At 45.2% G+C, this 21,488-nt stretch carries 17 protein-coding genes and 1 pseudogene; 9 read left to right on the top strand and 9 right to left on the bottom strand.

Annotation, left to right across the window (positions count from 1 at the left end; translation table 11 throughout):
* Positions 1-836 precede the first annotated feature (836 nt).
* A pseudogene (locus tag DDR33_RS26510) lies at positions 837-1,600 on the bottom strand (outer membrane beta-barrel family protein).
* A gap of 279 nt (positions 1,601-1,879) precedes the next feature.
* A complete protein-coding gene (locus DDR33_RS22335) occupies positions 1,880-2,668 on the bottom strand; it encodes a ComEC/Rec2 family competence protein (protein ID WP_109418026.1) in 789 nt (262 codons plus the stop codon).
* Positions 2,669-3,314: 646 nt separating this feature from the next.
* On the opposite strand from DDR33_RS22335, the gene DDR33_RS22330 reads away from it, so the two are divergent.
* Together DDR33_RS22330 and DDR33_RS22325 are read left to right on the top strand one after the other, a co-directional pair.
* A complete protein-coding gene (locus DDR33_RS22330; protein ID WP_109418025.1) occupies positions 3,315-3,911 on the top strand; it encodes a DUF4143 domain-containing protein in 597 nt (198 codons plus the stop codon).
* Between the two features lie 34 nt (positions 3,912-3,945).
* Positions 3,946-4,629, top strand: coding sequence for a hypothetical protein (locus DDR33_RS22325; RefSeq protein ID WP_109418024.1), 684 nt, complete (start codon positions 3,946-3,948; stop codon positions 4,627-4,629).
* A gap of 703 nt (positions 4,630-5,332) precedes the next feature.
* Here DDR33_RS22325 and DDR33_RS22315 read toward each other — a convergent pair.
* Both DDR33_RS22315 and DDR33_RS22310 read right to left on the bottom strand, forming a co-directional pair.
* Positions 5,333-6,082, bottom strand: coding sequence for a metallophosphoesterase (locus tag DDR33_RS22315; protein ID WP_109418022.1), 750 nt, complete (start codon positions 6,080-6,082; stop codon positions 5,333-5,335).
* A 115-nt stretch (positions 6,083-6,197) separates the two neighbouring features.
* On the bottom strand, positions 6,198-6,830 hold the full coding sequence (locus tag DDR33_RS22310; RefSeq protein ID WP_109418021.1) for an SMI1/KNR4 family protein: 633 nt from the start codon (positions 6,828-6,830) through the stop codon (positions 6,198-6,200).
* A gap of 322 nt (positions 6,831-7,152) precedes the next feature.
* Between DDR33_RS22310 and DDR33_RS22305 the strand changes: the two genes are divergently transcribed.
* The 3 genes from DDR33_RS22305 to DDR33_RS22295 all read left to right on the top strand — a co-directional run bounded on the left by DDR33_RS22305 (position 7,153) and on the right by DDR33_RS22295 (position 9,978).
* Positions 7,153-7,479 carry a hypothetical protein gene (locus DDR33_RS22305; protein WP_109418020.1) on the top strand — a complete coding sequence of 109 codons (327 nt, stop codon included), beginning with the start codon at positions 7,153-7,155 and terminating at the stop codon, positions 7,477-7,479.
* A gap of 105 nt (positions 7,480-7,584) precedes the next feature.
* Positions 7,585-9,237 (top strand): SulP family inorganic anion transporter, encoded by a 1,653-nt coding sequence (locus tag DDR33_RS22300; RefSeq protein ID WP_238387899.1) that lies wholly within the window; start codon positions 7,585-7,587, stop codon positions 9,235-9,237.
* 33 nt (positions 9,238-9,270) lie between these two features.
* Positions 9,271-9,978 (top strand): carbonic anhydrase, encoded by a 708-nt coding sequence (locus tag DDR33_RS22295; protein WP_109418019.1) that lies wholly within the window; start codon positions 9,271-9,273, stop codon positions 9,976-9,978.
* A gap of 68 nt (positions 9,979-10,046) precedes the next feature.
* On the opposite strand, the gene gcvP is transcribed toward DDR33_RS22295, so the two are convergent.
* The 3 genes from gcvP to ahcY all read right to left on the bottom strand — a co-directional run bounded on the left by gcvP (position 10,047) and on the right by ahcY (position 15,172).
* Positions 10,047-12,923 carry an aminomethyl-transferring glycine dehydrogenase gene (gene gcvP, locus DDR33_RS22290; protein WP_109418018.1) on the bottom strand — a complete coding sequence of 959 codons (2,877 nt, stop codon included), beginning with the start codon at positions 12,921-12,923 and terminating at the stop codon, positions 10,047-10,049.
* A 153-nt stretch (positions 12,924-13,076) separates the two neighbouring features.
* Entirely contained in the window at positions 13,077-13,793 is a 717-nt protein-coding gene (locus tag DDR33_RS22285) for a pyridoxine 5'-phosphate synthase (RefSeq protein WP_109418017.1), read from the bottom strand.
* 62 nt (positions 13,794-13,855) lie between these two features.
* On the bottom strand, positions 13,856-15,172 hold the full coding sequence (gene ahcY / locus DDR33_RS22280; RefSeq protein WP_109418058.1) for an adenosylhomocysteinase: 1,317 nt from the start codon (positions 15,170-15,172) through the stop codon (positions 13,856-13,858).
* Between the two features lie 220 nt (positions 15,173-15,392).
* Here ahcY and DDR33_RS22275 point away from each other — a divergent pair, with 220 nt between their 5' ends.
* The 4 genes from DDR33_RS22275 to DDR33_RS22260 all read left to right on the top strand — a co-directional run bounded on the left by DDR33_RS22275 (position 15,393) and on the right by DDR33_RS22260 (position 19,449).
* Positions 15,393-15,803, top strand: a complete 411-nt coding sequence (locus DDR33_RS22275; RefSeq protein ID WP_109418016.1) for a BrxA/BrxB family bacilliredoxin — start codon at positions 15,393-15,395, stop codon at positions 15,801-15,803.
* Positions 15,804-15,991: 188 nt separating this feature from the next.
* Positions 15,992-16,369: a hypothetical protein gene (locus DDR33_RS22270; RefSeq protein ID WP_109418015.1), complete on the top strand. Its 378-nt coding sequence runs from the start codon at positions 15,992-15,994 to the stop codon at positions 16,367-16,369.
* A gap of 118 nt (positions 16,370-16,487) precedes the next feature.
* Positions 16,488-19,001 carry a cation-translocating P-type ATPase gene (locus DDR33_RS22265; protein ID WP_109418014.1) on the top strand — a complete coding sequence of 838 codons (2,514 nt, stop codon included), beginning with the start codon at positions 16,488-16,490 and terminating at the stop codon, positions 18,999-19,001.
* A 10-nt stretch (positions 19,002-19,011) separates the two neighbouring features.
* Complete coding sequence (locus DDR33_RS22260; protein WP_109418057.1) at positions 19,012-19,449, top strand: heme-binding domain-containing protein; 438 nt, start codon at positions 19,012-19,014, stop codon at positions 19,447-19,449.
* A 187-nt stretch (positions 19,450-19,636) separates the two neighbouring features.
* Here the strand turns inward: DDR33_RS22260 and cdaA are convergent, their stop codons facing one another.
* Both cdaA and folP read right to left on the bottom strand, forming a co-directional pair.
* On the bottom strand, positions 19,637-20,431 hold the full coding sequence (cdaA, locus tag DDR33_RS22255) for a diadenylate cyclase CdaA (RefSeq protein ID WP_109418013.1): 795 nt from the start codon (positions 20,429-20,431) through the stop codon (positions 19,637-19,639).
* A 164-nt stretch (positions 20,432-20,595) separates the two neighbouring features.
* Positions 20,596-21,474 (bottom strand): dihydropteroate synthase, encoded by an 879-nt coding sequence (gene folP / locus DDR33_RS22250; RefSeq protein ID WP_109418012.1) that lies wholly within the window; start codon positions 21,472-21,474, stop codon positions 20,596-20,598.
* Positions 21,475-21,488 lie beyond the last annotated feature (14 nt).

Below are 21,488 nucleotides of genomic sequence, written 5' to 3'. Positions count from 1 at the left end.
GTAGGCTAAGTGGTAACGACCGTGTTCGATAATAAGCGAGACACAACCCTCATAGAATTTTTCTATCCATCATAATACTCATATAATGACTAGGCAATAAAGGCAGAAATTCATCATTGATTGAGCTAGCATTTAGGCCACTTCGTTTCCATCAAAAATTAAGGTATGGGAAAAGACCTGTAGATCCAGTAACGACTCATTTTTCTCTATTTCTTGTTTTCTCCGTCTGGTATATTCATTTATTTGATAATCCCAGTGGATACGCCACGTGCAATATAATCCCAAAGCTGCTCAGGCATTTAAGCGTATATAATATTAAAGCGGTCATTTTGAAGATAATGCTCCTACTGTTCTAAAAGGTTATTTTTAGAGAAATTATATATAATTCACCGTCGTGCCGGTATAAATATGCCCTTCTACATGTTTATAATGAATTTTTCTAAAATATGCAGGGTAACGCTTAGAAGAGCATTAATGTAATGTTTTGCAGAGTGCTTTTGTTGTATGTCATGAAGCTTTATTCTGGTAGGATTCCCCTGGATAAACAATGCTATGCTGCACTAATAATAATTACCCCGGTAGAATATTGCCGGTTAAAACGCAAAACGGGTTTTATTATGTTTGAAAGGTAAACAAAAATATCTGACTTATTTTTATAAGACATATTGCACTATTTTAGTGCATATTTTATTGAAATCTGAATTTTAATAGTGCACTTTGTTTGACTTACTGATCGGGAGAACCGGTTAAAAGATCTTTTGGCTTTCCCGTAACCGAATGTTAATCATCTGCTTTTGCAGGGCCAGATCATTCCCCTGCAGGCAGATTTAATAGCATTATTTTCTTCTCATTCTCGGAGATTTATCGTGCGACTGATCGGAAAAATGACTTTCTCTCTCCTTTGAAGCGCGTAGTCCACCAAACTGCCAGCTAAACGTTAATGTTGCTGCCCTATTATAAAACCTGTTGATTTGGGTACTTTGGAAAGTTGGGGCAAAGGCGTAAGCCGTTTCCTTAAAATTGTTCTGGAATGGATTGATTGCTGATAGGGTAAGGCTTGCCTTATTATTCATTAGGTCTTTCTTCACAGCAAAACGATAGGAGTAATTAGCAGAATTTTTCCTTGCAGCGTGATAAAACCATTTCCATAATCCGCAGAAGCACAAAAGTGAAGCTGTTTCATCAGATTGATGGTATTGCTGATACCCGAATTGAAAAATGTTCCATCATTCTCAAGACCCAGGGAATTACTTCGGAACTTTAAATGGAATACCTCAGCGCCTGCGTTGACAGTCCAGTTTTGAACGGGATTAAAAACAGAGTTTAAGTTCAGCCCCATTCTGGTACTTTCACCAATATTATCAGGCATGGTATACGAGATTCCCTTTTCATCTGCTCTGGAGATCTGTTCTACTGCTCTTTTATTGGAGCTATAATACAGACTGCTCGTAAATAGCGTATTCTTATTGCCTGTATACGTATGCGAAAGTTCCAGCTTTCTGGTAAGCTCAGGCTTCAGATACGGATTACCGTGTGTAATATTTAATGGATCAGCAGCATTGGCATATGGATTCAGATCTATAATCCATGGACGGCGGATCCGTTCATTATAATCCAGCTTTACTCATGGCGTTCACCTAATTTCTTTACGACCAGTAAATTAGGCACCCAATTGGAAAACTGTCGCGCAAAGGGGGCGTTATTCTCAAATGTCGCATTGATGTCTGTATTTATTTAAGGATATTTACCAGGTGGAACTGCTAACGAAATTGGTATTGAACGACAGGCAAAAAAATAAATGGCCGGTAAATGACCGGAATGGCCATTCACGGCAAATTATTCCGGATTCTGTCCCGTATTCATGGTTTCCCTCCTGCGATTAAGATTTGGAAATAATCTCTCCGCGTTTGTCGTTCCAGATGAGCTTATCGATCTGCCATTTAACCAGCTTTCCAAAACGGGAAGTTTCTTTTTCCAGCTTTTGCACAATGATGGTATTTAGGCCATCAGATCTCAAAGCGATCATTCCATAAGTAGAAACCAGCCGTTGTTTCTCTGCCGGCGTTTTGATCTTAAGCATCTTCAGGGTAAAGTACTCTGGTGAAGAGCGGGAAAGTTCGGTGCTGAAGATCAGTGGCCGGTCGCCCCGGCTGTATTTGCCGATTGCGCCCAACGTCTCGGGCCTTGGATGGCAGAATGACTCTTCGTCGCCGCTGGAAATTACAGTGGCAATCGGGTTAAATGCCTTCAAAAGCTCGTTGGTGATGTCGTGACTGCCATGGTGGCAAGATTTGGCCACGTCGCATCCCATTGTTTTCCGGCAAGTTCCGATTAGCTGATCGATCTTTTGTTGGAGGACGTTTTTCTCATTGTCTGTTTTTGCTTTTGTCAGTTGGATCTTTAGCTGCCCGAGGTCTTCTCCGCCGTATTGCGACATGATGAAATCGGCTGAATGGGAGTTGAGATCTCCACCAAGCAGAATTTTCAGTTTTCCTATGTGCGCCATGATGACCACCGAATGGCCGTTCTTGGTCTTTCCTACATCCCCGTCAGCAAACCATCGCAGGGCGTATTGTTCCATGCCGTTGATCTGCACTTTTTCTGCAATAGGGGCGATCACCTCCAGTTTGAGCTGTCCGTCATCATAAATGATGTTTTCTTCTCCCATTACTTTATAAAGTCCGTTGACGTTGATCCCTCTATTGATAAAACGTTTAATAGATATGCTAATATTAATATGTAATATTCTAACTTAGCATTCAACAACTTAAACAATAAACATCCAGACGATGAGCAAGACCGGAAATCAGCATAGCGGGTATGCTTCAAAGGCTTTAGAAATCGCAAAAAAGGCTGCTGTCAAAGAATCGTATCAACTTAAAGGAAATAATGTGCAAGTGAAGTTTTGTGTGAACGAAGGATCAAATTCCAGTATAGTAATTACTGTGAAGCGGTAAAATGTACGACGAACCTGATTCTTTAAGAGAACTCTCTTCTGATGATATTTCTAATCACGAGTACAGAACCTGTTCAGAAAGCGAATCGAATCAAAACAATCATTTTGCCAATGGGAAATCCACTAATAGCTGTGTAAGTTTATGGCGGTCTCTCCGGCTCATGGCTGGATAAACAGGTAAATAAACGAGTCTCTTGTTCTCAGCGCAAATTTTGTCACTATAGGGGATGTTTGATAAAATATCATTGGCCTATATGCGGTGCTTAACGTATCATCTATGAGAATGGATACTTACAAAAGTAGTATTAATTCTGTCAGTATGTTGACAAAATTAATACTACTTTTGTCAGTACGTTGACTGGTCCAATCTTATCTACTCAAAGATATACTGGCTTTTGAAGGAATCCGTCAGTCGGATAAAATTGTAAAATTGCTTAGGCTGATTGCTTTCCAGGCGGGGAATGAGGTTTCGTATAACGAATTAGGTAATCAATTAGGCATCAGTAAAAATACTGTTGAGAACTATCTGGATTTGCTGAGTAAGGTATTTCTCATTTACCGCCTGCCTGCATATAGCACTAATCCAAGAAAGGAAATATCAAAAAGTTCAAAGTGGTATTTTGTGGACAATGGGATCAGAAATGCTATTATAACGGATCTAAGGCAAGTGAGCATACGGCAGGATGTGAGGAGCTTATGGGAAAATTATCTGATCAGCGAGCGCATTAAACGGAACAGTTATTTACAGGAGCATGTGCAGTATTACTTTTGGCGGAATTATAATCAGCAGGAAATAGATCTGATTGAATTGAAAGCCGGGGAACTGCATGCCTATGAGTTTAAGTTCAATGCCAGTAAGAAGGCCAGGGTTCCTCCCGCATTTTCGGGCAGCTACCCTGATGCAGGCTTCCAGTGTATTACAAAGGATAATTACCTCGACTGGATAAGCGGTTAGGATTAATTCTTTAAATCCCACATCCCCGGCGATAATGATAGGACAAAAAGCAGAGTATTCAAAGAACTACCTGTCAGAAAATAACGGGAAACCTGGCAGCGACGATTTAGAAAGAAATGCAAAGCTATCAGATAAATTAACCATCATGCGTTTTGAAATACTAAAGTCATTGCCAACTTATGGTCCGATGTACATTCCGGTAACGGAAGACAACCGCCCTTACTATTCGGAAGGAGTGCCAGTAAAATTTTACACTCATGACGAAACGACCTGGGTTGCAAACTTTGAACCGGGATGGACTGCGTTAACTGAGATACTGGAGCTAGAGGATAGCCCCAATCTGATTGTAATAGCCAGGGGTTTATGTTATTTGATGAATCCAGAAAGCACTATTACTCCATTGGCAGTATTTGGTACCGATTATGAATGCTTACTAGAAGCAACAAAGGGGAGGTTCGTTTTGCAATCATCCACTTGCTTAACTATCATAGAACCCACAGGAGCGTTCTGGCATTCTGAACAAATATCATGGGATGGAATAAAAGAACTTAAAATAGAAGGAGTGGTAGTAACCGGTATTTCCTATGATCCTATGCCCGATTCTGATGAATGGGTGCCGTTTTCTTTTGATATAGAAACGAAGGAATTAACCGGGGGCAGTTACTACCGATATAACAGAGACACAAAGAAGAAGCCCTGGTGGAAAACATGGTTTTGACTTTATCTCCAGCCAGCACCAATTGTAAAAACTAATGAATATGAAACTGCGAGTCATCACTATTGCGATTTTTAGCCTGTTTATTTTCACGAACCTTCCAATTATAAATAAGATCATTCTTCGTGAGATCGATGGTAATAGGCATTTCAGATATTCGAATGCAGATGGCTCTTTTACCATAATACAAGATTTTGGTTTCAAGGATGGCTTGATACAAGCCGATTGGGTGATGGGGCGTTTTATACGGGAAAATAAACCATCTCCCGGGAATAGAGTATTGTATCGTCTTTACAAGATAAATCCGCTGTGTTTCTGGAGATGGTCATTTTATATATTTTCTAGCCGAAAGTTTCCGTATAGGAGTTGGGAGGATATTGAGCCGAATAGGATGCCTTACAAACCTAATAATATGTGGCAGGATTTTTAGCCGGCTCCAGTTTTTCCTTTGTATCAATGAACTCAGTGACATAATTAATGCCTTTGTATGCAGCAGAAGGTCCGATAGAACTTCCTGGCCGCTGAATGTTACTGCTATAGGGCTTTCACAGATTCTGAATCAAAAAGACGAAATGGATTTGCGTCATTGGATCGGCAGACTAATAGATCTTGAGCTAATCCATACCCGGGGAAGAACCAAAGGAACAGAATACTTTATTAATCCTGAGGCTGCAGAGATGCCTCCGCTGCTCACTCACATCTGTGTTCATGATATTTCTATTATCAACTCCTTATCAAATCCATTATATGCCTCATCAATGTACCCATGTGGATTACATATAATTTCAGTCTGATCTATCTTATATCTTGCCGGTGTATGAATATGGCCATGTATCCAATATAGCGGTTTATAAATTGTAATGAGTTCTTCAAGATCGGAAGCATAGGCAGATGTAACAGGGTCATTTTTATAGAGTTCGGGTGCAGATTTTATGCTTGGTGCATGATGGGTAATTACGACGTTCTTATAATCCTTAGATTCTGCCAGACTTTCCTGTAACCATAGTTTTGAAAGTTGATGAATTTTGTAGGTGTCGATCGTTCTTAATTTAGAATAAGAAGGGTTTAGCCGGATTTGCTTGTAGTCGTTCATTTTGGTCTGACATATAATTCCATATTCAACCGGATTTCCGAACAAGGAAAAGTCTGTCCATAGTGTTGCCCCATGAAACCTTATCCCGTCAAATTCAATTCTGTCGTTTTCAAGAACGGACACATTTGACCCCCTTGATGCCTCTTTGATCTTATGGAGTGTTTTTGGATATGAACCTTTATAGTATTCATGGTTACCAAGAATATAAATTACAGGGATCTTAGGAATATATTTTTTAATCCATTCAATGCCTTTTGTCCCCAGATTGATATCACCAGCTAAAATGACAAGGTCAGCATATTCAAAGCTTAAGTCCGAAATCCCCAACTCCTGATGTAAGTCGCTTATAATTTGTATTCTCATTTAAGAAATAACACTACCATACTAATCAAGTTCTGCCGACCTTGATTGTGATAAATATCGCTTATTTTTTTGTCGAAAGCTTAACGCTGGGAGATAAATCCTGTTAAGCATTCGTTTACAACAACCCTATAGTTTGCCGCCAAAGCAAGGCATTTGAACAGTTTGGATTGATTCCACTGGTTTTGTCTTTGCAGAAGGGCATCCATTGCCAATCCTCCCCGCCCACACATCCCAACTGAGTCCAATTGTTTAACAATTCAGAGAATGAATGGGCCATAACATAGCCGTGCCCCTCACCATCGTCATGACTTAAGTAGATTATTTTACCGTATGTATCGGGTAACAGATCAATAGAAATGTAGTCTCCATTACCCACTTCCTGGAAAACGAATTTGTTGTGCCAAACCCTGTCATATTCATTATCCGGGTCGGGAAATATATTTCTAATCCACTCATCTTTATTTTTATTAAAATCCAGAATGAGGTGCATTCCCCAATGTAACTCCCCGCAGAATATTCCTCTCAATTTATACGGCAGTTGAAAACCGTCGGGAAGAAACCACCTGAATTCCCAATGAGAACTAAGGGTTAGCAGCGAATTCTTAAAGTCAAATGGGATTGAATAGCCAAGTTTCTGTTCAATCTCATAAACGTCGTCAAATTGCGCGGGCGCTTCAGCTATTAACGGCCTTGCGTCTCCACCTATTTTTTCTATTTGACTTAAAACGTGGAGAAGTCGTTCTTTCATAGTCCTCCGGAAATATTGATTAACGTTTTATAGCAACGGATAAACTCGATTTTCCATGCTGTCACGGTCACCAAATATACAACATGAAGCCCTAAAGATGGCCTACGCAGTTTGGGGATGGGCAGCCATGATATTGCTGAGTGGGAGAGTTTGTTCAGGGGGCTTTCCGAATTACTTTAAATTTATATTTCCCTCATCTTATGTTAAATTAGGAATCTAGTAAGAATTCTAATTTTTTTATAACAATTTTGTAAAAAAAGCGTTTTAAATTCGGCTTTTGCCTGAGACTACTATTTTTGTAAACTGCGGGCCATAAACATTTATGAGGAAGACTATTGCAAAAAAATTGATCAGCATTCTTTTCCTGTCCATCTTCATGAGCAAGATGGTAATTTCTGTTGCGCCCCTTATTAAAGCTCATCTCGATTGTAAAACCGTCAACGCGGTGATCATGCAGCTGGAGATTGAGCACTCGAAGCCTTCTGATGGAAAGGAGTTTTCAGCAAAGGAGTTCATTACTTTCAATTATCCCGGAATATCGATTTCCAGCCCTCTATGGATGTTAAATACAGGGCATGTACATACGGACCAGGATAAACATGTTCAGGCATTTTATCCCTCTGTTCCGACCCCGCCACCTAATGCGTAGCATATAAACCCCTGCTTTTACGCACACTTATTTTAACAGTATTAAAGATTTCCGGGGAACGGCTGTCTTTAATCTGATCTTCTAAAATCTCATATCAAAAAATATATGGCAGCTAATCATATGTCTGCATCAACAAGTTTTAAGAGCTATTTCTCGCCGAGAAACCTCAAAAGAGACTTTCCGGCAAGTATTGTCGTATTCCTGGTGGCTTTACCATTGTGTCTGGGTATTGCCCTGGCCTCAGGAGCCCCCTTATTTTCCGGCTTGCTTACCGGGATACTTGGAGGAATTATAACCGCCTCTTTTAGCGGTTCCCAGTTAAGCGTGAGCGGGCCGGCGGCCGGCCTTACGGTTATTGTGCTGGGAGCCATCACAAAGCTCGGCGCTTACGAAACCTTCATTCTCGCAGTACTCCTTGCAGGAGCTCTTCAGTTAGTACTGGGTTTTCTGCGCGCAGGTACTATTGCAAATTATTTTCCTTCTTCCGTGATTGAGGGTATGCTTGCGGCTATTGGTATTATCCTGATCCTTAAGCAAATCCCTCACGCCGTTGGGTACGATGCAGAATTTGAAGGAAGTGAAGCCTTTCAGACAGGTGATCACAATACCTTTTCGGCACTGACGAATGCCCTGTCGGCTATCAGCTACGGCGCTGTGATTATCAGTGTTCTTTCTCTGATTATCCTGATCTACTGGCCTAAGATTAAGAAGCTAAGCAGTGTTCCGGCTCCGCTGATCGTGGTAGTGCTCGGAATTGTCTTTAATAAGATCTTTCAGGGTACTTCTCTTCAGATCAAAGATGAGCACCTGGTTGGGATCCCTGTTGTGAATTCATTCGACGAGTTTACAGGGCTTTTCATTACTCCTGACTTCTCCCAGATTGTGAATCCGGAGGTTTGGACGGTAGCGGTGACCATTGCCATTGTGGCAAGTCTTGAGTCGCTGCTCAGTTTAGAGGCAGTCGATAAGATTGATCCGCTGAAAAGGGTATCGCCAACAAACCGCGAACTGGTAGCTCAGGGGATCGGAAATATGGCGAGCGGGTTCCTGGGCGGTTTACCCATGACGGCAGTGATCGTACGCTCATCGGCCAATGTAAATGCCGGGGGAAAAACAAAAATAAGTGCTATCCTGCACGGGATGTGGCTGGCGCTTTCCCTCTTACTGATCCCGGGGCTTATTAATAGCATCCCGCTTTCATGTCTGGCAGCAATCCTGCTGGTGACAGGGTATAAACTGGCAAAGATTGCTTTATTCAAGAAGATGTATAAAGAAGGATGGGCCCAGTTTATTCCGTTCATTGTTACCGTTGTGGCTGTCGTGTTTACCGACCTCCTCAAAGGGGTAGGAATCGGAATGGTGGTTGGTGTGTTCTACATCCTCCGCAATAACCTCCGTAATCCATACTTCTATACCATCGGGCGGAATGGCGATAAAAAGGTGATTACCATTAAGCTTTCTGAAGAAGTGTCTTTCCTCAACAAAGCGGCAATTTCTTTCACCCTGAATCATCTTCCTAACGAGTCGGATGTGGTGATCGACGGAAGCAATTCGAGATACATTGACCCGGATGTTTTGGAGATCATCCACAATTTTAAGCATAATGCTTACTCGAAGGGAATCATAGTCCAGCTAAAGGATATAAAACACCGGTACGATGTGCCGCAGCTGAAAGATCTGATCTATACTCCTGATAAGGACAAAGATCCTCTTTCGGTATCAGAAACGCGGAAGGAATCAGTACCTCACAACAACTAATTTATTATCTCTCATTTTATAAAACAGAAACAAATGGCAAAAGAAAATAATCCAACCGTTGCAACGGAAAAAGATATAAAAGAAGCTCAGAAGAGCACGTACGACCAGTTACTGGAGGGAAACCGCCTCTTTGTAGAAGGAGAGCTGAAAAACGATCCTGACTATTTTAAGAAGCTCTCTGCTGGCCAGAGCCCTAAGGTACTCTGGATCGGATGTTCCGACAGCCGTGTTCCGGCAAACCAGGTAACGAATACCAAGCCGGGTGAAGTTTTTGTTCACCGTAACATCGCAAACGTGTGTGTGCATTCGGACATGAACATGCTGAGTGTACTCGATTACTCGGTGAACGTATTAAAGGTGAAGCATGTAATTGTTGCCGGTCACTACGGATGCGGGGGAGTGGCCGCTGCGATGACCAGGAAACAGTTTGGCCTGATCGACAACTGGCTGAGACATATTAAGGACGTATATCGTCTGCACTCTCACGAGCTCGACCTGATCACAGATCCCCAGGTAAGGGCAGACAGGCTGGTAGAACTGAATGTAATTGAGCAGGTATTTAATCTGTGTAAAACCACGATTATCCAGAATGCCTGGAAAGAACGTTCTGACCTTGAAGTGCACGGATGGGTAGTGGATATCCGCACAGGCCTGGTGAAAGATCTAAAAGTTAGCTGCAGTAATACGGATAACCTGAGTAAGGTATTTGCTCTTGACGCCGTAACGCCTGCTGCTCATTAATGATATTGCCTGCTTAGTTTAATTATGAGGCTTTAGTTTTATACTAAAGCCTCATTTTTTTATTGCTGTTATGCTTCTGCGTATTCCTCTATCGGAGGGCAGGAGCAGATGAGGGTTCTGTCTCCGTGAGTGTCATTCACCCTGCCAACAGAGGGCCAGAATTTACGTTCGGCCACGTAAGCCAGAGGGAACACAGCCTGCTGTCTGCTGTAGGGCTTGTCCCAGGTATCGTCTGTTATCACGTGCGCCGTATGAGGGGCATTTTTTAACGGGTTGTTGATCTTGTCTGCTTTTCCGCTTTCAACATCGCTGATCTCTTCCCGGATGGCGATAAGCGCATCGCAGAACCTGTCGAGCTCATGTTTGGGCTCTGATTCTGTAGGCTCTACCATCAGGGTTCCCGCTACAGGGAAAGATACGGTAGGAGCGTGGAAGCCATAATCCATCAACCTTTTTGCAATATCTGTTACTTCGATACCGAAGTGCTTGAATGCGCGGCAGTCGAGGATCATTTCATGGGCACAACGGCCCTGGCTTCCTGTATACAATACAGGATAGTGAGATTCAAGACGTGATTTGATATAGTTGGCATTCAGAATGGCATATTTCGTGGCATTGGTTAAACCTTCAGCGCCCATCATGGCAATATAAGCATGTGAAATCAGCAGGATAGAGGCTGAGCCCCATGGTGCTGCCGATACTGCGGGAATAGACTTCTCTTTGCTGATGTCTACAACTGAATGCCCCGGTAAATACTTAACCAGGTGCTGGGCAACTCCTATCGGGCCTACGCCAGGGCCGCCGCCGCCATGGGGGATACAGAATGTCTTGTGCAGGTTGAGGTGGCAAACGTCGGCGCCGATAGTAGCTGGACTGGTAAGTCCGACCTGTGCGTTCATGTTTGCACCATCCATATATACCTGCCCGCCATTCTGGTGAATGATCTGGCAGATCTCGATGATCGACTCTTCAAACACTCCATGTGTTGACGGGTAAGTTACCATGAGACATGACAGCGTATCTTTGAATTCTTCTGCGCGGGCTTTCAGGTCCGTTACGTCGATATTTCCGTTGCTGTCGCATTTTACCACCACGATCTTCATCCCGGCCATTGCTGCTGATGCAGGGTTGGTGCCGTGTGCTGAAGATGGAATAAGAGCTACGTTGCGGTGAGATTCTCCCCGGTCTGCATGATAGGCTCTGATCACCATTAATCCGGCGTATTCGCCCTGCGCACCCGCATTAGGCTGGAAGCTCATGGATGCAAAGCCGGTAATCGCACTCAGCCATTTGTTCAGCTCATCGATCACCTGCATATAGCCGCCTACCTGGTCGGTTGGTGCAAAGGGGTGGATCTTGCTGAATTCCGGCCATGTAACCGGGATCATTTCTGTTGTTGCGTTAAGCTTCATGGTACATGAGCCCAGGGGAATCATGGAATGGCAAAGAGACAGGTCTTTTGCTTCCAGTGATTTGATATAACGGAGCATTTCGTGCTCTGAGTGATGGGTGTTGAAAACAGGATGCGCAAGGTATTCTGTCTGTCTTTCCAGTGCGGCAGGAATGGTTGCCTGTATTCCCTGCTTTAATCCATCTAGGTCAACATCATGAATGCTCTTGCCTTTTACCTTCGCAAAGAAACGGATGATCGTTGTTACCTCGTCAAGGGAAGTTGTTTCATCCAGGGAGACCGAAACAACAGATCCGTCATAGTGAAGGTTCATCTCGTTGTTCAATGCTTCTGCATGAAGAGGGCCTGCGATATTACCTGCTTCGAAACGGATGGTGTCGAAGTAAGAAGTGTTCAGCTGCTTGTAGCCAAGGGATTGAAGGGCGTCGGACAGCAGGACTGCGAGTCCGTGTGTGCGTTTAGCGATGGTTTTGAGTCCCTGCGGTCCGTGCCAGGCAGCATACATTCCGGCCATAATAGCCAGTAAAGCCTGTGCGGTACAGATATTGGAAGTCGCCTTATCCCTGCGGATATGCTGCTCCCGTGTTTGCAGAGCCATCCGGAGCGCATAGTTGCCGGCAGAGTCGATAGTTACGCCGATGATCCGTCCGGGCATGGATCTTTTATATTCTTCCCGTGTAGCGAAGTAAGCAGCATGGGGGCCGCCGAAGCCCATGGGGATTCCAAAGCGCTGGGTAGATCCTACTACGATATCTGCTCCCCATTCTCCGGGAGGCGTCAGGAGGCAAAGACTCAGGATGTCGGCCACAACGGTCAGCTTAATGCCTTTTTCATGTGCACTGGCAGCGAAGTCTGAGTAGTCGTGTACTTCTCCGTTTCCTGCTGGGTACTGAACAATAGCACCGAACATAGAATCGTTAAGCTCTGCTGTCTGGTGATTGCCTATCTGTAATTCGATTCCGAAGGGAGCCGAACGGGTCTTTAAAATGTCGATTGTTTGCGGGAAAAGATCTTCTGAAACGAAGAATACATTCGCACTCTTGTTTGTCCGCAGGCTGAACTGCATGAACATCGCTTCTGCCGCTGCGGTACCCTCGTCGAGAAGAGAGGCATTGGCAATTTCCATTCCCGTGAGATCAATCACCATGGTCTGGAAATTCAGCAAGGCCTGAAGCCGGCCCTGGGATATTTCAGCCTGGTAGGGGGTATACTGGGTGTACCATCCCGGGTTTTCAAAAATGTTACGCAGGATCACCGGTGGGGTGACCGTGTCATAATAACCCTGACCGATGAATGACTTGAAAACCTTGTTTTTTGAAGCTGTCTGCTTCAGGCTGTTCAGGTAATCGAACTCACTTTTCGGAGCCGGAAGATTCAACGGTTGTTTTAACCGGATCTGCTGCGGAACAGTCTGAGAAATTAATTCATCCAATGAACCCGCAGCGACTGTTGCAAGCATTTGGGATGTTTCAGGACTGTCAGGAGAGATATGGCGTGATTCAAATTTTTCTTTGAAATCGATATTTAAATCCATGAAATTGAAATATAAAAGAGATATGCAAAGGTACGGCTTTCAGCAGCAAGTAGCAAGTAACAAGCGTATTGGCCCGTTGCAGAATAGGTACTGATTTATGGTATTTTTAAACAAAAGAATACCCTGATGGATGAAAGCCGGAAGCAGAAGTGATCAGGCTAACTGCCTTAAATACATTTGAATGGTGTTTTCGAGTCCCAGGTATAAGGCATCGCAGATCAGCGCATGGCCGATGCTTACCTCGAGAAGGCCGGGGATATGCTGGCTGAAGTATTTGAGATTATGCAGATCCAGGTCGTGCCCGGCATTTAGTCCAAGGCCAGCCTGCTGAGCTGCTCTTGCCGCTTCGGCATAAGGTGCAACTGCGGCTTCTCTATTCTTCAGATAGCCTGTGGCATACGCTTCGGTATACAGCTCCACTCTGTCGGTTCCTGTTGTTGCGGCGGCTTCGACCATCCGCGGATCAGGATCAACAAAAAGGGATACTCTGATGCCGGCTTCTTTGAATGTGGCCACGATATCCTTCAGGTATTCCTGGTGACGGACCGTGTCCCAGCCATGATTGGATGTGATCTGACCAAGTGCATCGGGAACAAGTGTTACCTGCGCTGGTTTATTTGCCAGTACGAGGTCTACGAATTTCTGCTCCTGGCAGTTCCCTTCGATGTTAAATTCAGTTGCTATCACCTGTTTCAGATCAAAAACATCCTGGTAGCGGATATGCCGTTCGTCGGGTCTCGGGTGAACGGTAATGCCTTGGGCCCCGAAGCGTTCGCAGTCGAGTGCTGTTTTGACAAGATCCGGATTGTTACCACCACGGGAGTTACGAAGAGTTGCGATCTTATTGATGTTGACTGAAAGCTTAGTCACGTTTTTGGGTTTTGAATGATGGGTGATGAGATATGAGCCTCACATCTCATCACCCAAAAAAATTAATATCTGTATTGTTCCGGTTTATACGGCCCGTCAGGAGTTACCCCGATGTATTCAGCCTGGTGCGGATCAAGTACATCAAGCTCTACGCCGATCTTTGCAAGATGAAGACGGGCAACTTTCTCATCCAGGTGTTTTGGAAGAGTGTATACCTTGTTTTCATATTTGCCAGGGTTGGTCCATAACTCAAGCTGGGCAAGAGTCTGGTTGGTAAATGAGTTTGACATAACGAATGATGGGTGACCGGTTGCGCAGCCAAGATTTACCAGGCGGCCTTCTGCCAGGATGATCACGTCAGATCCGTCGATGGTGTATTTGTCTACCTGCGGCTTAATTTCAACCTTGGTATGGCCGTAGTTGGTGTTAAGCCATGCCATGTCGATCTCATTGTCGAAGTGACCGATGTTACAAACGATCGCTTTGTCTTTCAGTAGCTTAAAGTGCTCGGCACGAACGATGTCGCAGTTGCCGGTACATGTAACCACGATGTCTGCTTCCTTAACGGCATTGATCATCTTCTTTACCTCGTAGCCTTCCATGGCAGCCTGAAGCGCACAGATGGGGTCGATTTCAGTGACGATCACACGGACACCTGCACTGCGGAGGGATTCAGCCGAACCCTTGCCCACATCGCCATATCCGCAAACTACGGCTACTTTACCTGCCATCATCACGTCAGTGGCGCGGCGGATTGCGTCTACAAGAGACTCCCGGCATCCGTACTTATTATCAAATTTAGATTTGGTAACAGAGTCGTTTACGTTAATAGCGGGCAAATGAAGCGTTCCGTTCTTCATGCGCTCGTAAAGGCGGTGAACGCCTGTTGTGGTTTCTTCAGAAAGTCCTTTAATGCCGGCAATCAGCTCAGGGTATTTGTCGAATACCATGTTGGTGAGATCACCACCATCATCAAGGATCATATTCAATGGCTGGCGTTCTTCCCCGAAATAGAGGGTCTGTTCGATACACCAGTCAAATTCTTCAGCATTCATGCCTTTCCATGCATAAACCGAAATTCCTGCAGCTGCAATAGCTGCGGCGGCGTGGTCCTGTGTGGAGAAGATGTTGCAGGAAGACCAGGTTACTTCTGCTCCGAGTTCAACCAGGGTTTCAATCAATACCGCTGTCTGAATGGTCATGTGAAGGCATCCTGCAATGCGGGCGCCTTTCAAAGGTTTGGATGGTCCGAACTCCGCACGAAGCGACATTAACCCAGGCATTTCTGCTTCTGCAAGCTCAATCTCTTTCCGTCCCCATTCTGCAAGGGAAATGTCCTTCACTTTGTAAGGAATGTAAGTTGTCTCTACTGATGACATAGTTTTAAAAAATTTAATGTTTGCAAAAATACCTCTTCCGGGAATGAATATCAAACATTTAAAATGTCTGTGCAGAAGATGACAGTCACTTGATTAACAAAATCATAAGGCAGATAACCACAATTGCACAGGGTGTGCATAAAATATTTACATCCCTGTGTTTTTAACTTACGGCCCTTCGTCTTATTTTTGCAAGGAATAGCTTTGAAAATTAACGAGTATGTATCCAGAATATTTGGTTGCCCCGATGAGGGAAGAACTTACTAACGTAGGGTTCCAGGAATTAAAGACTCCTGAAGAAGTAGATGATGTGCTGAAATCAGAAGGAACTGTTTTTGTAGTGGTTAATTCAGTTTGCGGCTGTGCTGCGGCTAATGCACGTCCGGCTGCTAAAATGGCGGTGCAGGGTGAAAAACATCCCGGCAAGCTGGTTACTGTTTTTGCAGGAATGGAGAAAGATGCGGTAGATAAAGCAAGAAGTTATATGCTTCCTTATCCTCCTTCCTCTCCTTCAATGGCTTTATTTAAAGATGGCAAGCTTGTGCACATGATCGAGCGCCACCAGATAGAAGGCCGCCCGGCACAGATGATCGCCGACAACCTGGTCAGCGCATTCGAAGTATATTGCTAATCAGCAGTATCCGGAGGGGTTTCTTAAGACAGTTTGTCCGCTGACTTTAATATGCGGAATTTGTTAAGATGGAAAAGATCCGTCCCCACGGGGCGGATCTTTTTTTGTCTGTTCTTTTTATCTGGATTGTTTTAATATTGCACTCTGTTTCAGCAGGATGAGATCCTTTTGTCTAATTTTGACCTCTGATGAAGAGAGTGCTTTCAATATGGCTCCTGGTGGTGTACGCTTTTGGCGCTACAGATCTTCATCAGGTATTCAAACTGCCCCTTTTGATCATCCATTATCATAAACACCAGCAGGGGGATCCCGCACTCACTGTTTCCGGGTTTTTAAACATTCATTACCTTCAGCCTCAGAAGGCGGATAAAGACTATAAGGAGGATATGCAGCTGCCTTTTAAAGCTCCTAAAGACTATTGTATGTCTGCTGCTACGGTAATGCCCGATCCCGCAGTTTCCCTTTCTGTTCCCTTGTATGAAAGGTATCTGAACATTTTCTTTCCTCTGAAGGAAATGATGTCTTCCCTGATGGTGGTACATTCTATTTTTCAGCCTCCTCAATAGCCGCTTTTTTCCAAAATTTTAATAAACCCCCACACAGGTGTGCCCTGGCGTACATTTCTGTGCCATAACGTGCTGTCCCGCACATTCGCGGAGGAAGAGGCTATTTAAGAATATAAGGATGTTAACAAACAGAATAATACCTGAAACTATAACAGGATTAAATGAAGAGGAAGTAAAAGCCTCAAGAGCGAAGTACGGCGATAATGTTCAGCCAGGCGGAGCGGAAGAAAAATGGTGGCAGGCGGTTGCGGGCATTCTGAAAGAGCCCATGCTTCTGCTTCTTATAGCAGTGGCAGTTTTATACCTGTTTACAGGGCAATATAAAGATGCGGTATTCATGCTTTTTTCGATTGTTGCCGTATCAGGGATCTCGTTTTTCCAGGATACCCGGAACCGTAAGGCTCTCGAAGCCCTGAAGCGGCTGAATGAGCCGCTCAGCAAGGTGATCAGAAGCGGCAAGCTTTACGAAGTTGCTACTCATGAGATAGTAGTAGGAGATATGATGCTGGTGGAAGAGGGAAATATCGTCAATGCAGACGGAGAGATTGTTAGCAGCAATGACTTTATGGTAGACGAGTCTTCTCTAACCGGGGAAAGCTATCCCGTTTATAAGTTTGAGGGGAGTGATGACCGGAAAGTCTACAGCGGCTCACTGGTTACTTCCGGCCTGGCCATATGCCGGGTGGAAAATACAGGTGGGAGGACCAGGCTTGGGAAGCTGAGTGAATCGATCCTGTCTGCCGGAGAAGAAGTTACACCTCTCCAGCTTCAGATCAGGGGATTTGTAAAGGTAATGGCCATTGCAGGAACAGCGGTTTTTCTTTTGGTTTGCCTGGTCAATTTCTGTTCAGGGCAAACATTTACGGAAAGCCTTCTGAAGGGCCTCACCATGGCAATGTCGGTATTGCCGGAAGAAATACCGGTGGCCTTCACCACGTTTATGGCCCTTGGGTCATGGCGACTTATCCGAGCAGGGATTATTGTGAAAAAGATCAGTATCGTGGAGGCTCTGGGAAGCGCTACCGTAATATGTACGGATAAGACAGGTACCATTACAGAAAACAGGATGAGCCTTCAGGAGATCTATTCTTACCGGAACCACCGGTCGTATACAGATCCTGCACAATGGGACAGCGATGCTGCCGGGGTGATCACCACTTCAATGTGGGCCAGTGAGCCGGTTCCTTTCGACTCGATGGAGCATACCCTTCATCAGGCTTATTCGGATGTAGCCGGCACCGATCTGAGAACGCAGTTTTCAATGGTGCATGAGTATCCCTTAAGCGGGATGCCTCCTATGATGACCCATGTATTTGAAGACGGACAGGGCAACCGGATCATTGCGGCAAAAGGAGCTCCCGAAGCTATCCTGGCGGTTTCTGTCGCAGATCCTGCTGTAAAGCCGGAGATAGAAGAGAAGATTGCTGACCTTACCGGGAAAGGTTACCGGGTGCTTGGCGTGGCGGAGTCTTCTTTTTCGGGAAGTGTATTTCCGGAAAGACAGCAGGATCTGCCTTTTATCTTTACCGGTCTGGTCGCATTCTACGATCCTCCCAAGGCAAATATTCCCCAGGTCTTTGAGGCATTCAGCAGGGCTGGCATCGAAGTGAAGATGATCACAGGCGACAATGCAGCTACAGCGGCTACCATTGCACGTCTGTCGGGTTTGAAGAATCCGGAGGATGTGATTGAAGGAGCGGCGTTGATGGCGATGACTCCGGAAGAGAGGAAGGCGAAGATGCTGTCGGGAAACGTATTTGCGAGGATGTATCCCGAGGCAAAACTTGAGATGATCAATACATTAAAAGATGCAGGTTCAGTTGTGGCTATGACTGGAGACGGTGTGAATGACGGCCCGGCCCTTAAAGCGGCTCATATTGGTATTGCGATGGGAAAAAGGGGGACTGAGATTGCCAAAAGTGCTGCCGCTTTAGTAATTGCCGATGATGATCTCGCCCGGATGCTCGATGCTGTAGCCATGGGAAGAAAGATCTATGCGAATCTCAAAAAGGCGGTTCAGTATATCATCTCCATTCATATACCGATCATCGGCACAGTGGCCCTCCCTCTTTTTCTCGGCTGGGTGTACCCGGATATATTTACTCCTGTACATGTGATCTTCCTGGAATTGATCATGGGACCGACCTGTTCCATTGTATATGAGAATGAGCCTCCCGGAAAAGATACGATGGTGCGTCCGCCGCGGCCTCTTACCTCTACCTTTCTTTCCTGGCGCGAAATGTCGGTGAGTATCATCCAGGGGGCGGCTATTACTGCCGGGGTCCTGTTTGTTTATCAATATGCGGTGAGGGCAGGAGAGGGCGAAGACTTTTGCCGCACCATGGTATTCTCTACCCTTATCATGGCCAACATATTTCTCTCCCTGGTAAACCGCTCGTTCTATTATCCTGTCAGCAGCAGCTTTCATAACGGGAATAAGTTAATGACAGCTGCGCTGCTCATTACCGTGACAGCCCTCGCTGTCATTCTTTATGTCCCCGCTGTCTCCTCTTTCTTTCGTGTTGTTCCCCCGGGGCCGGTACCCCTGCTGATCTGTTTTTTCACAGCAGCGATTTCCGTCCTGTGGTTTGAGCTCTGGAAATGGAGAAAACGGGTCGCGCAAAACAATTAAATTAAATCAGATGAAACGAATTGTCATTATATTATTAAGTCTGCTGGCAGTTTGCCAGTTTTTCAGGCCTGAGAGAAACTCAGGAATAACAGGAGGCCCGGACGCTATTCAGAATGTGACGCAGGTGCCGGATACTGTGATGTCTGTTCTTCGCAACGCCTGTTACGATTGTCACAGTAATCGTACAGAATACCCCTGGTATACCAACATACAACCCGTGGGTTGGTGGCTGGCGGACCATGTGAAGGAAGGAAAAGGAGAACTTAACTTCGATGCATTCGGGACATATTCTCCCGAAAAAGCCCTTCACAAACTTGATGAAAGTGAGGAAGTGATCCGGAAAGGTGAAATGCCCCTGAAAAGCTACCTGCTTCTTCACCCGAAAGCAAAGTTATCCGATAAACAAAAGGAGATGATTTTCAACTGGATTTCCGAAGTTAAAAAGTAGCGCACCCTCTTCTTTGCTTTTTCATGACTCAATTATAGAAACAAGCTGATTCATCAGGCCGGCGTGTCTGCCTGGTGGATCAGCTTAATTTCAGTTCTTCACATCCCTCTTTCGTCATTCTTCTCTCGGCTCCGAAATTTGAGCCTTTTTACTTTGACCTTTAAACTTTCTACTCTAAACTCCCCCTCTATATGTCCCTCGTCAGCAGCTTCTCCAGATCCCGGTAGCTTACATCCATTCTCACCCGTCCCTGTTTGGCATAGGCGATCTGCCCGGTTTCTTCAGAAACGATGACCGCGACAGCGTCACTCATTTCTGTTATTCCAATACCGGCGCGGTGACGCAGTCCGAATTGGGGCGGGAGCTTGATATTATCACTGACAGGTAAGATGCAGCTGGCCGCTTTGATCTTGCCTTCTGAGATCACAACAGCCCCGTCGTGTAAAGGACTGTTTTTCTTGAATATCGTTTCGATCAGTCGCTTTGAAATTACCGCATCAATGGATTCTCCGGTATTTTGATAGTACTGGTCGTCGAAATACTTAGCGAACACGATGAGCGCTCCGGTCCTGCTGTTCTGCATGCTTTTGCAGGCATCTATAAGAGGTTTGACGGAGGTAACGCTCGCTTCCTTCTCTAATTCTTTTTTTCCCGACAGCAGCGTCTTCCAGATCTTATTCCGGTGCAAAGCGGCGTTTTTTCCGATAAGAAGCAGGAAGCGCCGTATTTCCTGCTGGAACACGATGATGAGCGCCAGGAAGCCCACACTCACAAACCCGCCCAGGATGTTACTGAGCAGCCTCATGTGAAGCTGTACCGTGACCAGGTACACCAGGTAAATGATGATCAGACCAAGTACAATATTAACTGCTATTGTACCCCTGATGAGGTTATATATATAATATATTATAAAAGCCACGAAGATAATATCCACTATATCCAGAAAGCGGAGATGCAGAAAGCTCAGATCAAACCGGTCCATCTTTTTCTATTCAGATTAAAATTTTGAATGTTGACAAGATAGGAATTTCGCTGCACCTTGAAAAGATTTATCAGGCTTCCCCGGAGGAAATGACATTCTCCTGCACTCCTGTGAAAGACCGGCGAAATCAGGAAGACAACACCTGAGGGTTAACGAGGATGTTGTTAGCCGCAATTAGCGGGAGAAGTACTTTTTAGTGCAGTAATCAGTTTTACTGCTTCCGCAGCTTCTTTTACATCATGTACCCGCAGGATATCCGCGCCTTTCAGAAGAGCTACGGTGTTCAGCACTGTTGTCCCGTTCAGCGCTTCATCACTGGTGGTCCCCAGCGTTTGCCAGATTGTTTTTTTCCTTGACAGTCCGGCCAGTACAGGAAGTCCCAACAGCTTAAACTGTTCTGCGTGATTCAATAAAAACAAGTTTTGAGCAGCATCTTTCGCGAAGCCGAAGCCGGGGTCAATGATGATGTCGTGTACGTGCAGCGCTCTCAGCTCTGCCAGTTTTTCCGAGAAATATTTCAGGATATCAGGCAGAATATTGTCATACCGGTTCTGGGATGTCATTGTTTGCGGGGTGCCCCGCATGTGCATGAGGATATAGGGGACTTTCAGCCGTGCAATGGCGGGGAACATGGCATCGTCAAGCTGCCCTCCCGAGATGTCGTTGATGATGTGTGCGCCTTCCGCTACGGCAGCTTCAGCAACGCCGGCGCGGAACGTGTCGACGGAGAGAACAGCTTCCGGAAATTCGCGGGCAAGGGCTTTAATCACAGGCAGGAGGCGGCTCTGCTCTTCCTGTTCAGAAATGTCAGCAGCTCCCGGGCGTGACGAGTATGCTCCTATATCAAGGATGCCGGCCCCTTCGGCAAGCATCTTTCCGGCATGGCGCAGGGCCTCGTCTGCAGATGCCGTCCTGCTTCCCGGATAAAAGGAATCAGGAGTGATATTGAGAATGCCCATGACGCAGGGACTTGAAAGATCAAGGAGCCTGCCCCCGGCATTAATCGTTTTCTTTTCGTGAAAAACTGTATTTTTATCCGTCATAAAATACAAAATAC

This window comes from Pararcticibacter amylolyticus, assembly GCF_003130405.1.
Lineage (GTDB): Bacteria > Bacteroidota > Bacteroidia > Sphingobacteriales > Sphingobacteriaceae > Arcticibacter > Arcticibacter amylolyticus.
The sequence above is the reverse complement of the archived record's forward strand: the minus strand, read 5'-3'. Positions and strand labels throughout refer to the sequence as shown.

Coding starts and splice junctions, on each gene's coding strand:
- DDR33_RS22270 (WP_109418015.1), top strand. CDS start 15,992: ATGAAGAGAGTGCTTTCAATATGGCTCCTGGTGGTGTACGCTTTTGGC.
- DDR33_RS22300 (WP_238387899.1), top strand. CDS start 7,585: ATGGCAGCTAATCATATGTCTGCATCAACAAGTTTTAAGAGCTATTTC.
- DDR33_RS22275 (WP_109418016.1), top strand. CDS start 15,393: ATGTATCCAGAATATTTGGTTGCCCCGATGAGGGAAGAACTTACTAAC.
- DDR33_RS22295 (WP_109418019.1), top strand. CDS start 9,271: ATGGCAAAAGAAAATAATCCAACCGTTGCAACGGAAAAAGATATAAAA.
- DDR33_RS22265 (WP_109418014.1), top strand. CDS start 16,488: ATGTTAACAAACAGAATAATACCTGAAACTATAACAGGATTAAATGAA.
- gcvP (WP_109418018.1), bottom strand. CDS start 12,923: ATGGATTTAAATATCGATTTCAAAGAAAAATTTGAATCACGCCATATC.
- DDR33_RS22310 (WP_109418021.1), bottom strand. CDS start 6,830: ATGAAAGAACGACTTCTCCACGTTTTAAGTCAAATAGAAAAAATAGGT.
- folP (WP_109418012.1), bottom strand. CDS start 21,474: ATGACGGATAAAAATACAGTTTTTCACGAAAAGAAAACGATTAATGCC.
- cdaA (WP_109418013.1), bottom strand. CDS start 20,431: ATGGACCGGTTTGATCTGAGCTTTCTGCATCTCCGCTTTCTGGATATA.
- DDR33_RS22325 (WP_109418024.1), top strand. CDS start 3,946: ATGATAGGACAAAAAGCAGAGTATTCAAAGAACTACCTGTCAGAAAAT.
- DDR33_RS22260 (WP_109418057.1), top strand. CDS start 19,012: ATGAAACGAATTGTCATTATATTATTAAGTCTGCTGGCAGTTTGCCAG.
- DDR33_RS22305 (WP_109418020.1), top strand. CDS start 7,153: ATGAGGAAGACTATTGCAAAAAAATTGATCAGCATTCTTTTCCTGTCC.
- ahcY (WP_109418058.1), bottom strand. CDS start 15,172: ATGTCATCAGTAGAGACAACTTACATTCCTTACAAAGTGAAGGACATT.
- DDR33_RS22315 (WP_109418022.1), bottom strand. CDS start 6,082: ATGAGAATACAAATTATAAGCGACTTACATCAGGAGTTGGGGATTTCG.
- DDR33_RS22335 (WP_109418026.1), bottom strand. CDS start 2,668: ATGGGAGAAGAAAACATCATTTATGATGACGGACAGCTCAAACTGGAG.